General features: G+C 57.5%; 13 protein-coding genes. 6 read left to right on the forward strand and 7 right to left on the reverse strand.

The window, feature by feature from the left end:
• The first annotated feature begins 37 nt into the window (after positions 1-37).
• The 3 genes from RSK20926_RS18880 (at position 38) to RSK20926_RS18890 (ending at position 5,169) form a co-directional block, all read left to right on the forward strand.
• A complete protein-coding gene (locus RSK20926_RS18880) occupies positions 38-1,054 on the forward strand; it encodes a GlxA family transcriptional regulator (protein ID WP_008209190.1) in 1,017 nt (338 codons plus the stop codon).
• Positions 1,055-1,294: 240 nt separating this feature from the next.
• Positions 1,295-4,666 (forward strand): hypothetical protein, encoded by a 3,372-nt coding sequence (locus RSK20926_RS18885; protein WP_008209191.1) that lies wholly within the window; start codon positions 1,295-1,297, stop codon positions 4,664-4,666.
• A 17-nt stretch (positions 4,667-4,683) separates the two neighbouring features.
• Positions 4,684-5,169, forward strand: a complete 486-nt coding sequence (locus tag RSK20926_RS18890) for a plastocyanin/azurin family copper-binding protein (protein WP_157133180.1) — start codon at positions 4,684-4,686, stop codon at positions 5,167-5,169.
• 204 nt (positions 5,170-5,373) lie between these two features.
• On the opposite strand, the gene rpsO is transcribed toward RSK20926_RS18890, so the two are convergent.
• The 4 genes from rpsO to truB all read right to left on the reverse strand — a co-directional run bounded on the left by rpsO (position 5,374) and on the right by truB (position 8,690).
• Entirely contained in the window at positions 5,374-5,643 is a 270-nt protein-coding gene (gene rpsO / locus RSK20926_RS18895) for a 30S ribosomal protein S15 (protein WP_008209193.1), read from the reverse strand.
• 210 nt (positions 5,644-5,853) lie between these two features.
• Positions 5,854-6,990 (reverse strand): calcium-binding protein, encoded by a 1,137-nt coding sequence (locus RSK20926_RS18900; RefSeq protein ID WP_008209194.1) that lies wholly within the window; start codon positions 6,988-6,990, stop codon positions 5,854-5,856.
• Positions 6,991-7,146: 156 nt separating this feature from the next.
• Complete coding sequence (locus RSK20926_RS18905; protein WP_008209195.1) at positions 7,147-7,668, reverse strand: DUF1643 domain-containing protein; 522 nt, start codon at positions 7,666-7,668, stop codon at positions 7,147-7,149.
• Between the two features lie 104 nt (positions 7,669-7,772).
• Positions 7,773-8,690 carry a tRNA pseudouridine(55) synthase TruB gene (truB, locus tag RSK20926_RS18910; protein WP_008209199.1) on the reverse strand — a complete coding sequence of 306 codons (918 nt, stop codon included), beginning with the start codon at positions 8,688-8,690 and terminating at the stop codon, positions 7,773-7,775.
• A gap of 206 nt (positions 8,691-8,896) precedes the next feature.
• Between truB and RSK20926_RS18915 the strand changes: the two genes are divergently transcribed.
• Complete coding sequence (locus RSK20926_RS18915) at positions 8,897-9,712, forward strand: heparin lyase I family protein (protein ID WP_232281929.1); 816 nt, start codon at positions 8,897-8,899, stop codon at positions 9,710-9,712.
• 23 nt (positions 9,713-9,735) lie between these two features.
• On the opposite strand, the gene RSK20926_RS18920 is transcribed toward RSK20926_RS18915, so the two are convergent.
• Positions 9,736-10,428 carry a phosphodiester glycosidase family protein gene (locus tag RSK20926_RS18920; RefSeq protein ID WP_085979720.1) on the reverse strand — a complete coding sequence of 231 codons (693 nt, stop codon included), beginning with the start codon at positions 10,426-10,428 and terminating at the stop codon, positions 9,736-9,738.
• Positions 10,429-10,463: 35 nt separating this feature from the next.
• On the reverse strand, positions 10,464-10,859 hold the full coding sequence (rbfA, locus tag RSK20926_RS18925) for a 30S ribosome-binding factor RbfA (RefSeq protein WP_008209205.1): 396 nt from the start codon (positions 10,857-10,859) through the stop codon (positions 10,464-10,466).
• 113 nt (positions 10,860-10,972) lie between these two features.
• Here rbfA and dapB point away from each other — a divergent pair, with 113 nt between their 5' ends.
• A complete protein-coding gene (dapB, locus tag RSK20926_RS18930; RefSeq protein ID WP_008209208.1) occupies positions 10,973-11,782 on the forward strand; it encodes a 4-hydroxy-tetrahydrodipicolinate reductase in 810 nt (269 codons plus the stop codon).
• A gap of 76 nt (positions 11,783-11,858) precedes the next feature.
• Here the strand turns inward: dapB and RSK20926_RS22925 are convergent, their stop codons facing one another.
• Positions 11,859-12,314: a hypothetical protein gene (locus RSK20926_RS22925; RefSeq protein WP_157133181.1), complete on the reverse strand. Its 456-nt coding sequence runs from the start codon at positions 12,312-12,314 to the stop codon at positions 11,859-11,861.
• 171 nt (positions 12,315-12,485) lie between these two features.
• On the opposite strand from RSK20926_RS22925, the gene RSK20926_RS22930 reads away from it, so the two are divergent.
• Complete coding sequence (locus RSK20926_RS22930; protein ID WP_157133182.1) at positions 12,486-12,743, forward strand: hypothetical protein; 258 nt, start codon at positions 12,486-12,488, stop codon at positions 12,741-12,743.
• Positions 12,744-12,760: the final 17 nt, after the last annotated feature.

A 12,760-nucleotide genomic window follows, 5' to 3' on the forward strand; every position in this document is an offset into this window, starting at 1 on the left:
ATTTTGACGCGAACCCTCAATCTGTTAGGTTACCGATATGCTTTCCCGCAGCTATGTCCCCAAAGGTGCGGCCAGTTTCCGGGTTGACTATGACGGACCGCCAAAAGACGTCTACTTCCTGCTACTGCCGAAGCTGACCATGCTGGCCTTTAGCGCCGCTGTCGAACCTCTGCGCGTTGCCAACCAGGTGACCGGCAGAGAGCTGTATCGCTGGTTCCTGATGAGCGAAGATCGCGCACCGGTGCCCTGTTCCAATGGCATTGAAGTCAATACGGATCTGCCGCTGAAGGATCTGCCGCGCGGCAGCTTTGCCTTTGTCTGTTCGGGAATTGAACCCTCTGAGAGTGCCAGCCCAAAGGTGCTCTCCTGGATCCGGCGGCAGCATGCCCATGGCAGCGGCTTTGGTGGCATCTGCACTGGCGCCTTTGCACTGGCGCAGGCCGGTATCCTGCAGCAGCAACGCTTTACCCTGCACTGGGAGAACCAGCCATCCTTTTCAGAGTATTTTCCGGGGCTGGTGCCAACGGCGAACCTCTATGAGATCGACCGGGGGTTGATGACCTGCGGCGGAGGCAATGCCGCCACCGACATGATGCTGGAGATGATTGAGACCGACCATGGCAAGGACCTGGCGGTGATCGTTTCAGATATGTGCATCCACTTTCGTTCGAACAATCGCGAAGCGCTGCAAAAGTCAGCCTTTTCGGTGGCCTTGAGCAGCCGCAACCAGCATCTGATCAATGCGATGCAGTTTATGCATGAAACCATCGAAGAACCGGTTGAGATCGGCGTTGTGGCGGATCATGCCCAAATTTCGCGACGGCAGCTTGAACGGTTGTTCCAGCAGTACGTAGGGACCTCGCCGGTACAGTTCTACATCGAGCTGCGCGTCGGGCGGGCCCTGGCGCTGCTGAATGAAACGAATATGACCGTAGCAGAGATTTCCGCCGCGACCGGCTTTAGCAGCGCAACGCAGCTTTCGATCCGCTTCAAAAAACGATTTGGTCAATCTCCGGCCTCGTTCCGCAAAAGCTGGAGCAGCAAATTGGAATGAACAGGGTAATCGGCTCTCTGCTTTTACTCTTCTCCCCTAGTTCCGAAGCCGCGGGCTGAGTTTGTCCGGGGAGATACACTCTGCCTCGGGGGAGCTTTGGGCGCTGTTAGCAACTTGTTTTTGCACAGCAACTATTTTTGAGTATTTTTATCGGGTAAAGAGGTCATCCTTGATTGAGATCATGGAGGCAGCCTCTGGTCACTCCTATCTCAGTTTCAAATGGAATGACCGGTATCCACAATGATGCAAGCAATCGCCCCCTTTGTACCAGGCCTCAGAAAGACTGTTGTGAATTTCTGGCGCCGGGAAGGCTATCGGTCGAAACCCGCCGAACTGGTGCTGTATTTCTTGACCATCAGCGGTCTCATCTTATGGACAGGGTTCAATCTGCCCTGGCAATTTCAACGCACAACGCTGGTGCTGCACATTCTGGTTTCACTGCTGGCTTTCCCACTCTTTGTGTTGCCGTTCTGGCTGGCGCATAGGGGGATCCTGAAGAGGTCTGAAAAACCCTTTTTGCGCCTTACAGGCCATATCATTGAATATGCCCTGGTGCTGCTGACCCTCAGCGGGCTTTATCTGGTGTTCTATGGCAATCGCGGCAATCTGACCGGGCAAATCGCCTATTGGGCTCATCTATTGCCTGCGCTTCCCCTGGTTGTTGTTCTGATCTGTCACTCAAAACGCTGGTCGATGCTGAAAAGCCTGAAATGGCTGTTGGGCCTTACCCTTGCGCTTGTGGTGCTGGGCGGTGCTGCCTTTGCAGCGGAGGAAAGCGGGGCTCTGGTGCTGGGGAAGGATCGTCGGACCCTTTTTAGCGCGAATTTTGAGACGGGCAGCCTGTCCTGGATCGATCGTGAGACTGGCGAACAGCTGGGAGAGGTTACGCTAGGGCGCGACATCCGCCGTGTGGCTGAGGGGCATGCGGGGCTGATCGCGGCAACTGACTATGCTGATGGCCAGGTGGTGATCTTCGACTGGCAAAGCGGTGATATTCTGAACCGTTTTGAGGTAGGTAACCGCCCCTTTGGCATTGTCTATGACGCAGCCAATGCGCTCTTCTGGGTCAGTCTGTTTGAAGACCATGAGCTGGTCGCGATCCACCCGGAGCAAGGTGTGTTGCACCGCATCCCGACCGAAGACACCCCGCGTGGGTTGGCCCTGCTGTCAGATGGGCGGCTTTTGGTGACCCATGCGATGGTCGGAAAACTATCGATTTTCGACACCTCGGTTTTGCCCCTCGCGGCACCACGCGTGATCGAATTGGCTGCCACCGATGAGCCAGATGAATTTGCCTCTCAGGGGCATCCCCGTATGTTGGATGACATCGCCGTCAGCCCGGATGAGGGAGAGGCCTGGTTGCCGCATGTTCTGTGGAATTTCGACCACCTGTTTCAATTCCAGTCAACGGTCTTTCCGGCGGTCTCTGTTCTGGACCTGACCCCAGGTGCCGAGCGCGAGCTGCCCCATCGCCGCAAACAGTTGTTTCGCCAGATTGACCTGAAAGACCCGGTGCAAAAGCGCTTTGACGGTTCGCCGAAAACGATGATCGTGGCCAATCCCTTTGATGCGGAGTTCGCAGCGGATCAGAGCAAGGTTCTGGTGACCCTGGCCGGTAGCGAAGACCTGATGGTCTTTGACCTGACACAGCGGGAGCCGATCACAGCGGGGGAAATCGAAGCCAAGGACGCGGTTGTGACGCAGCTGCTGCGGCACCTGCCCGGTGCCAATCCGCGCGGGTTGGTTGTTGCGGGCCAGGATGTCTATGTCCAGAACGCGATGGATCTTGCTCTGTCGCGGTTGCGCTTGGGCTCTCAAGTCTCCTTGGTTGATGCCAGTTTTGCACCGTTGATGCAGCGGGACCCGATTGCGCCGCTGCTCCGGGCCGGCATGACCCTGTTCCATAGGGGCAATACCGACCGGAACGAGAGCTACCCGATGACCGGTGACGATTGGATGAGCTGCCAAAGCTGCCATGTGGATGGTTTCAATTTCACCAATGGTTACCTCTATGAGGCAACCGAACTGGACCAATACCGCTATGCCCGTATCGGCCATGGCAACTTGTCGAAAATGATCGCTGGGGATTTCATAGGAGATTACATCCGCATCATTCAGGGCACCCAGGGCGGCATGGGACATGATGGCGAAGCAGCGGCAGAGCTGATCGACCCGGAAGATCCCCCCGCAGACGTCGCCAGTATGATGCTGGATCTGCATGAATACGTTACCGCACCCGGCAACCTGCCTCTGGTTTCGACCTGGCTCAGGCTGGATGATGACCGGGGCACCGTGCATGAAGAGGAATGGACCAACTCGGCCGCCTGTGCCTCTTGTCATTCCGACATGTTTGACCAATGGGCTGATAGCCTGCACCGATTGATGGGCGACTCTAACCCCTATTACAAAGTGGTGGAGGACATCGCCGCCGCCACCGAAGGAGAAGAGTTCCGCACCTGGTGCATGGGCTGCCATCACCCGCAGGGGCTGCTCTCTGGCCTGACGGCAACTTCAAACGCGGGGCATATGTTTGAGCAGGGCGGGGCCTCGCTGTTTGAGGCCCTGGAACGCGGAGAGCCGGATCTGGACGAAGGCACTGGCTGCTTGTTCTGTCATCGCATCACCAAGCTGGAGGCGGCGCGCGATGCAGAGGCCGGGGGGAATGCCAGCTTTACGGTGAACCTGAAGGATCGCGAGACCTATGTCTTTGAGGAGAACGGCAATGACATCCTTGATTGGCTGGGAGATCAGGCGATCAATGCCAAGCCGCAGGTGCATGCCGATAGCTACCGTCAGGATTTCTACGCCGATTCCAAACTCTGCAGTGCCTGCCACAATGAGTTCGCGCCGGGCAGTGGGTCGGTGATTGTGGACACCTACGGTGAGTGGGAAAACTCCCCCTATAATGCGCCCGAAGATCCTGCGCAGAACCGCACCTGTATCGATTGCCATATGCACGCGGATATCCAGCGGATAGGCGAAGACATCCCTGGTATCTCTACCGATGGCGGGCGGGTGAAAGCCAATGTGGTCACGCATCAGTTCACGGGTGCGAATTACCATCTGGTGGGGCTGCGCAACCCCGATCTGAAACGGATGAGCATTGAGCTGCTGCAGACGGCTGCAGAGCTCCACACCAGCCTGACCGAGGAAGGCCGCCTGAACGTGCGTGTCAAAAACACGGGGGCAGGCCATGCGCTTCCCACCGGTGTGGCAGATTTCCGGCAAGTCTGGCTGGACGTAACGGTCCGGGACGCAGATGGAGAGGTGGTTCTGGAAAGCGGCAAGATGAATGCCAAAGGGGTGGTTGATCCCAATGCACGTTTCTTCCGAAAGGTCTTTGGCGATAAATACGGTGAGCCGGTGGGCTTTGTCTTTTGGCGCTATGAGAAGATGCTGCAGGACACAAAAATCCCAGCGGGTGGCCATCGCGATGAGGTATTTGACCTGCCGATAAACACCGCCTTTCCGGTCCGTGCTGAGGTTCGATTGATGTTCCGTACCTATCCGCAATTCGTCACGGATGCGGTCCGTGAACAATATCCGGACCTGACCGACCCGCAGGCGGTCCTGATGACAAGCCAGCAGATCGTGCTGCAGAAACACCATTGATGACATCGGAGAAAGACATGAGCCTGAAACGCACAATCCTGGGCCTGGCGCTGAGCCTTGCCCCCCTGTTACCAGCTGGGCAGCCGGTTTGGGCGGAGGTCCATGAGGTGGACCAGGTTATCGACCTTGCTGCCATGACCCCGGAAGAGGTCTACCGCTTTGAGCCCAATTATCTCTGGATCGAACCAGGCGATTCCATCAATTTCCTGAATTCAACCGGCAACCACACTGTGACAGCCATCGAAGGCATGTGGCCTGAGGGCGCTGATTTTGTGAACATCGAACATCAGCCCCTGGCTGAGGTCACCTTTGATGTGCCCGGTGTCTATGGGTTCCGCTGCAAGGTGCACGGGCGCCACGGCATGTATGCGCTGGTGGTGGTGGGCTCACCCGAAGCCAATATGGAACGCCTTGAACTCACCAAGGTCAGCGCGCTGGGCAAGAGGATATTCGCAGGACTCATTGAGACGATGAATGAAGATTGGGCCAAGAGAACGGAATAGGCCCCCTACGCTCTGTCAGACTAAATAATGTCACCAGGCAGGTTGCGTGTGAATGGGGAGGCCCTGCGTCAGGAGGTTCTCTAGACGCGTCTTGGTGCTGACGCGCTGCATTGGCACTTTGCCCGTCGTCACAAAACCCGTCGCCACAAAAAAACGCCCGCTCCAGAAGGAACGGGCGTAATAGATCCCAAAAGGATCGAAACCTTAGCGGCGGATGCCGAGGCGCTTGATGAGGTCCTGGTAACGGGCCACGTCTTTGCCTTTGGTGTAGTCCAGCAGCTTACGGCGCTGAGCAACCATCTTCAGGAGGCCACGGCGGCCGTGGTTGTCCTTCTTATGGGTTTTGAAGTGCTCAGTCAGGGTGTTGATGCGCGAGGTCAGGATTGCAACCTGGACTTCAGGCGAACCGGTGTCGCCTTCCTTGGTTGCGAATTCTTTCATCAGGCGTGTTTTTTCTTCAGCAGTGATCGACATCGGGATCTCCTATCTGGTTAAGGGTGGATGGCGCAGGCCGGGATGTCGTCCAGCACAGGCCCATGGAGAAATCCGCCATGATTCCATGGCAGATGCGCGCGTATAGGCGTTTTTGTGGAAAAAGGCAAAAGGAAGTTGGAGACAGGGCCTGCTCTCTCTTGCCTGTCCTTTACTTGCCCTTTGCTCACCTACCAGTAAAGAACGCAGGACCTAGGCGGCCAGCAAACCTGCAAGATCCGCAGTCTGCCGGTCGACAAGCGTGAAGTCATCAGAAGAAAGGTCTTCCGCCCCAGAGAGGCGCAGCACTTCTTCACCGTTCACCCGGACAATCTGCTCACCGTTGTTATCAGCGCTGTCTTCTACGGTGATTTCGGGTTCGGCCTCGCTTTCGGGAGACCAGAAAACCACAAGATGATCCTCAGCGCTGTTGAAATCCACCAGTTCGACGGCCTGGCCATTTTCGCCCTGGTCCTCAAACCAGATTTGGTCAGCGCCTTCACCCGCTGTCACGACATCGCCTTCACCCGCGAATAGGGTGTCATCGCCTTCGCCACCATTAAGGTAGTCCTGCTCGGCCTCTTCTTCGGCACCCCAGATAAAGTCATTCCCTGTGCCACCAAATAGGGTGTCTTCCCCGCTACCGCCGGTCAGCGTGTCATCATCGTCATTGCCATGCAGGGCATCAGCCCCGGATCCTCCCATAAGTAGGTCATCGTCCTGCCCGCCATGGGCGCTGTCATTGCCTTCCCCGCCCAGCAGGGTATCCGCGCCGAAATGGCCAAAGAGCGTATCCTCATCATCTCCACCAGAGAGGACATCCGATCCCTCTTCCCCATGCAAAAGGTCATCCCCTACTGTGCCCAGGAGCGTATCGTTTCCTTCGCCGCCGTGCAGCACATCCCGGCCCTCACCGCCATCGATGGAATCATCTCCCCCATAGCCATGGGCCTGGTCATTGCCGCTATCGGCGCTGATTTCCTCACCCTCACCCGTACCAACGAGCGTATCCGCTCCATCGCTGCCCTCTTGCGGGTCCCCTTCGAAGTCCAGATGAGAAGTCAGATCAAAATCCAACTGACCGGGCAGAAAATCAGTGATTTCCAGCTGTGCTTCTGCGGCCGCTGGGGTGGGGAGAGTAGGCGAACCTTCAGAGCCAGGGGACTCGTCGGAGCTGTCGTCGTCGCCGGTGGAAAGCAATTCATCCGCGGGAGTGACCATGCCGTCAGCCGCCTCGTCAGAAGCATCTGCCGCCTGGTTGTCTGCTTCATCTTGATCGTCTTGGCTGAGATCAAGGATCGCTACACTGCCAACTGTTACTAGACCCAAGAGGCCTGCTAGCCACAACATTTGTCTGTCCACTCCGCAAAATTCGAGGGATTCACCCGAGATAAGCTTGCCATATCTTGGCTGAGGGACCTAAACAAAACGAGAACAACGGTTAATCTGGGGTCACGAACTTGGATTGAATTCCACTCAATTATGCGTTGATTTTGAAGTGAATTTTCAAGGGGTTTCAGCGTACTGCCAATTTAGCGGTGCTTGCGAATAGGCGATATAGAGCGGGTGTTTGGGATGACCCGCTTTGCTGAGACCAAGGTGGTGCAAAGGCTGTCCGGTTTGGCGTAAAAGCTCCGCGATTCGGGCACCTTGCCCTCTGTGAACCCCATGGGTACCCCAGGCGCAGATCACCATATCAGCCCATTTGGCGCCTTCCAGGATGGCGGCGGTGTTTTCCGGGCCTTCCGGTTCGGCAGCGGCGCGCATCACTTTGGGGTCGGTGGCCCGCAGGGCAAAAATATTTGTCGCCCGGAAACCGCCAAAACCCAAGGCGCGGGCGCGGCGCTCGCATCGCTCGATAGTGGGGTCGTTCTGGACCTCGGTGGCCTTCGATGGGTTCAGCATTACGAACATAACCTTCCGTCCCGCAGGTTCCCAGACCCGTGTCAGGCTATAGCGGTAGGCCTCGCAATCCGAATAGACAGCGGTGGAGGGCGCATCCCCTTTGGTATGGCTGCGGCTAATCATGCGGGTCTTGTCCTCAATTGACCGGTTCTGCTGACAGAACTCAGGCCAAATGAGCCGGTGGTCAAGCCCGTCATGGATCGCGGCCGCCGGTCTGGCGGTAAAGATCAGCTGCCTGGCTGGACAAAAACCCGGCTGGGGTGCAGCTCTCCGGCCTTGTAGATGCCAACGGCTACGGCTTCCCCATTCAGAGAGGCCCAGGCCTCATCGCCGTATTCCACGTCAGAGGCCAGAACCATGCCCGGGTTGCCATTGCGCAGGCGCGTAGCACCCTCGGGGGTGCATTTCAACTCTGGCAGATCGGCCAGGCCCTCTTCGAGCGGGCGCAGGAATTCATCCAGGGCAGGGGTCTTGGCCAGCTCATCGATCTGTTCCAGCGAGATGCCATCGCCAGCATCAAAGGGGCCGGACCAGATGCGGCGCAACTCTTTCACATGGCCGTGGCAGCCCAGGGCCGCGCCCAGGTCGCGGGCGATGGAGCGCACATAGCCGCCCTTGCCGCAGGTCATCTCCAGCACCACGTGGTCCGCATCGGGACGATCCAGCATAATCAGTTCCTCGACCCATAGGGGACGCGCGGCCAGTTCGAAATCCTCATCGCCGTCGCGGGCCAGCTTATAGGCGCGCTGGCCGTCGATCTTCACCGCCGAGAATTTCGGCGGCACCTGCTGGATCTCACCAAGGAAGGGCAAAAGCGCCTCTTTGATCTGCTCATCCGTTGGACGGGCGTCACTCTCGGCAATCACTTCACCCTCAGCGTCATCCGTGTTGGTGGCCTGGCCCAGACGCACGGTGAAAGTATAGGCTTTCAGGGCATCGGTGATATAGGGAACGGTCTTGGTCGCCTCACCCAGGGCCACGGCCAGAACGCCGGTGGCTTCCGGGTCCAGGGTGCCCGCATGGCCGGCCTTCTTGGCCTCCAGGGCCCAGCGGACCTTATTCACAACCGCGGTGGAGGTCAGCCCGGCGGGTTTGTCCACTACCAGCCAGCCAGAAATATCGCGTCCCTTGCGTTTGCGTCCCATGTCATTCCCCAAATTCACGTGAGGCGCGCGGCGTAGCGGATCAAAGAGGAGCTGTCAAATGCATTGACGGAGAGAGGGAGATTTGCTGTCATCCCCGTATTTAAGGGGAGAATATTATGCGATTGATTGTTCTAGGGATTTTGTCTTTTTGCCTGTGGCTTGAGCCCCGTATTGCAGATGCAAAAGAACGCCCTATCCGCAATTCTGTGCAGCGAAATGTCAAGCTGGAGGATCTGTCCCACCGGCAACGCTATCGCTATGCAAAGGTGTCAGGGCCCACACGGCGCGGGGAGCGTGCTGAGCGCTTTGAAATTCGGCACGGTGATTGCGGGCGGTCTTCTGGCTGGAATGATTGCGAGACTGATCGCGGCCGGGTGGAAGTGAAGGAGCGGCCCAAGAACGCCTTTTCCAAACCTGGGAAAGGAGTCTGGTATGGCTACTCTATCCTGATCCCGAATGATTTTGTCAGCCTGGGCCGTGCAAATACGCTTCTGGGGCAGGTCAAGGCCGAAGGATGGTCGATGCCTATGTGGCATCTTACCTATAACGATTCTCCCTATCTTCACTATGCGGATGGCAAGACCTGCAAGATTGGTTCACTGGCCTCTTGGAAGGGGCGCTGGATCGATGTCACCATCTATGCCCACTATGGGCATGCGGGCGAGGATGTTTATTTCCAGCTCTACAAGGACGGGAAGCTGCTCTGTCAGCGGAAATCACCCTTTATGCCTGCTGAGTTTCGCAAAAGGAAACCCAAACTGGGTCTGAAATACGGGCTCTACAACAGTTTTGTCAGCCGTTACCTGGCCCGTCATGGCCGCACTCCGGCGGAAGTCACTGCCTATGCACAAAGCCACGAAGGTGGCCGCAGCAAAAGCCCCTCACCAACGCCCTTCAAGTATAACTGGGGCGTCGAGCTGCCCACCCATGTTGTCTATTATGATGAGTTCCGCGCAGGTGCGAGGCGCGAAGACGTGGATGTCAGGATGCTGGAAGCGCGGGGGGTGCCTGCGGTGGACTAGAATAGGAAGCCCCGCCAAGGCCTCTATTCGACTATGCCGACCACTGGGCCCATCATAAAGCCTGCGTCAGAGCGGCCTAGCTGTGGTGCGTGCAGACGCGAGATATTGCCATCAAAGTAGAGCGCATTGGGCAGCTTGAGGTGGTCTTTGAACAGGCTGCCGAATTGGTGGAAACTCACCGCGTTACGAGAGATGGCAAAGATCACGCGGCGCCCGTCTGCTGAGGTGCCAACACCGTTGCGGATGTAATAGGAGGTCGAATCGGGTAGAAAGCGCGGGTGCAGCGCGCCATCGATGACCAGCATCGGTCCCGATTGGGTGGCTGAAGCGCAGGTGGTGCCACTGTCACGATAGGCCAGCGTCTCGATGACATCGGCGCGACCCTCGCGCAGGCAGAAGACACCATTGGGCAGCAGGCCGAAATTGCCCGGCCCTGGATTGGCGACCAGGCGCATTTCCTCTTTGCCATCTTCGATGTAGAGGCCCACTGGCGCCCGATTGGCGTGATACATGCCGGCATTGGTGGCAAAGCTGAGTGTTTTGCCTTCCTCAGCCAGGCTTTCTTCGATGGAAGAGAAATGCCCAAAGACCTGCTCTTTGCCATCCCGCAGGAACAGGCGCAGCTGCTCCTTGGCGGCATCGGCTTCACAGATGGTATAGCGGTTGCCCGCGTAGGAAATATCAGAGCAGTCCACCGCCCTTGCCGCTGGAGCCATGCAGAGCAAGGCCAGCAGCGTGAGGGCGCGCAGGATCACTTCTCGATATCGCGGCGCACCGCGTCCTGTTCCAGCATGGCGCGGGTTGCGTCCATCTGGTCATAGGTCAGGTCCAGCTGGAACCGCAGGTCGGGGGCGAATTTCATCCCCAGTTTCTTGCCAGCGATGCGGCGCAGCTCACCCTTGTTGCGGGCCAGCAGTTTTAGCAGGTCCTCCTGCCCCTTGCCGCCAAGTGGCAGAACATAGGCGGTGGCGATGCGCAGATCCGGGGTGACGCGCACCTCGCCGACGGTGATCGACATGCGGTTCAGCTCGGGGTCGTGCAGATCACCGCGCATCAGAACCTCGGACAGGGTGCGCCGGATCAGTTCGCCGACGCGCAGCTGCCGTTGGGAGGGGCCGCGCCCCTCGGGAGATGAATTCTTAGCCATATCTTCGATCTATGCCGAAAGTCGGCCTTTGCCAAGAGATCCGCAAGAAGGTAGGAGAAAACCTGCAGAAGTTTTGAAGAATGCCGCATAGGGCCAGAACAAGGATCACAGTGATGAGCGAGACAGCAGGGATCGTGATAACCGGCGCATCGGGCCGCATGGGGCAGATGCTGATCAAGACGGTTCTGGAGAGTGACAAGGCGCATCTGGCTGGAGTTGTCGAACGCGAAGGCCACGATTGGGTCGGCCGTGACGTGGGTGAGGCCATGGGCGGTGCAGCTATCGGTGTCACGGTCACGGATGATCCGCTGGAAGCCTTTGCCAAGGCCCAGGCGGTGATTGATTTCACCGCGCCTGAGGCGACGCTGGCCTTCTCCAAGCTCGCCGCCCAGGCGCGTGCTGTACATGTGATCGGCACCACCGGCATGAATGAAGAACAGATTGCGCAGCTGGAGCCCGCCTCCCGTCACGCCACCATCATCCGGGCCGGAAACATGAGCCTTGGTGTGAATCTTCTGGTGCAGCTCACCAAAAAGGTGGCCGCAGCCCTGGACGAGGATTTCGACATTGAAGTGATCGAGGCGCATCACCACCACAAGGTGGACGCGCCCTCGGGCACGGCTTTGATGCTGGGCGAAGCCGCTGCTGAGGGGCGCGGCGTGAAGCTAACCGATGTTTCCGATTCGGGGCGTGACGGTATCACCGGTGCGCGCAAACGCGGCGATATCGGTTTCAGCGCCATCCGAGGCGGTGATATTGTCGGCGAGCATGACGTGCTTTTTGCCGCTGCTGGTGAACGCATCGTGCTCCGCCATATGGCCACAGACCGCGCCATCTTTGCCCGCGGCGCTTTGAAAGCGGCCCTTTGGGGGCAGGATAAAGCGCCCGGCGAATATGACATGCTGGATGTGCTTGGCCTGTAACTGGTTCCAAGCGGCCCTATTGGGGGCCGCTGCCTCCGGCGGAGGTATTTGGAGAAAGTGAAAGCTATAGCTGCTTTCATCTCGCCTTTGGTTTTCTGCAACTTGCCTGGATGTAGTGCAAAAGAGCCTGCGCAAAATTCTTTGCAGCGTCCTCTGTCGCCAGCACAAATTGCGGATGAGCAGGGAACTCTAGACCGCCAACAAGCAGTTTTTCCGGGGTTTCGGAAGTTTCCGCGTAGATCAGATTGAAAGCATATCCGGTGATTGCAGCATCTGCTTCCACCGCTTTTACAAAGGCATGCAGGGCTGGAGCATCTTTGTGCGGTTTTGGTTCTGCGGGAGGTTCGCCTGGCTTTGCTTCCGGGACCATTATGCCGAGCCTGAAAGTGAGTTTGCCATTTGGTTGCTGAAGTAGATTTCGCAGTTGAACCCGACTCATCTGCCCCTCTTCATCCGTAGGAAGTGAGCTGTTTTGCGTGACCCTTCCGTCCGTACTGCGCATCGTCAGTGTATGGGGTTTACGGTTTCGCATCTCTTCGGGCACTTTGGAGAGAAAGCTTTGCGCAATCGTGAGCGTCTGGTTCGAGACTGGCTTTGGCAAGAGGGACAGGGCGATTTGCCCATTCCCAAGGGCACGCAAGTTGACTGATTTACTGTCATAGTTCCTCAGATCAGCTGTCATGCGAGAGTTTAGCAGATTTCCATGGGTGGGCTGTTGATGCCTGATTGCGATGTCAAGCACGCAGTCCTCCAGCTGGATGTTCAAGTCAGCTGTTTCGGGAGCCATTTGAAGGTTTTGAAGCTCTGCGAGTGCTTTTTCGCGCGGAGATTTCTGGGTGAGAAGCAGATAGATGCCACCCGCCGTTATCAAGAGGCAAACAACGCCGAAGATATTGCCGATTTTCAAATTGAGTTTTCCTTATGTGGTGCAGGTGGGGGCTCCCGCCCGTTTTCGATCTGAAGATCTCCTCCGGTTGG

It is taken from the genome of Roseobacter sp. SK209-2-6 (assembly GCF_000169455.1).
Classification (GTDB): domain Bacteria; phylum Pseudomonadota; class Alphaproteobacteria; order Rhodobacterales; family Rhodobacteraceae; genus Pseudophaeobacter.

Excerpts from the sequence above, each read along its gene's own strand:
- RSK20926_RS18890 (WP_157133180.1), top strand. The coding sequence starts at position 4,684 with ATGAGCCTGAAACGCACAATCCTGGGCCTGGCGCTGAGCCTTGCCCCC.
- RSK20926_RS18920 (WP_085979720.1), bottom strand. The coding sequence starts at position 10,428 with ATGGCTCCAGCGGCAAGGGCGGTGGACTGCTCTGATATTTCCTACGCG.
- dapB (WP_008209208.1), top strand. The coding sequence starts at position 10,973 with ATGAGCGAGACAGCAGGGATCGTGATAACCGGCGCATCGGGCCGCATG.
- truB (WP_008209199.1), bottom strand. The coding sequence starts at position 8,690 with ATGGGACGCAAACGCAAGGGACGCGATATTTCTGGCTGGCTGGTAGTG.
- RSK20926_RS18905 (WP_008209195.1), bottom strand. The coding sequence starts at position 7,668 with ATGATTAGCCGCAGCCATACCAAAGGGGATGCGCCCTCCACCGCTGTC.
- RSK20926_RS22930 (WP_157133182.1), top strand. The coding sequence starts at position 12,486 with ATGGGTGGGCTGTTGATGCCTGATTGCGATGTCAAGCACGCAGTCCTC.
- RSK20926_RS22925 (WP_157133181.1), bottom strand. The coding sequence starts at position 12,314 with ATGCGAAACCGTAAACCCCATACACTGACGATGCGCAGTACGGACGGA.
- rpsO (WP_008209193.1), bottom strand. The coding sequence starts at position 5,643 with ATGTCGATCACTGCTGAAGAAAAAACACGCCTGATGAAAGAATTCGCA.
- rbfA (WP_008209205.1), bottom strand. The coding sequence starts at position 10,859 with ATGGCTAAGAATTCATCTCCCGAGGGGCGCGGCCCCTCCCAACGGCAG.
- RSK20926_RS18885 (WP_008209191.1), top strand. The coding sequence starts at position 1,295 with ATGATGCAAGCAATCGCCCCCTTTGTACCAGGCCTCAGAAAGACTGTT.
- RSK20926_RS18880 (WP_008209190.1), top strand. The coding sequence starts at position 38 with ATGCTTTCCCGCAGCTATGTCCCCAAAGGTGCGGCCAGTTTCCGGGTT.
- RSK20926_RS18900 (WP_008209194.1), bottom strand. The coding sequence starts at position 6,990 with ATGTTGTGGCTAGCAGGCCTCTTGGGTCTAGTAACAGTTGGCAGTGTA.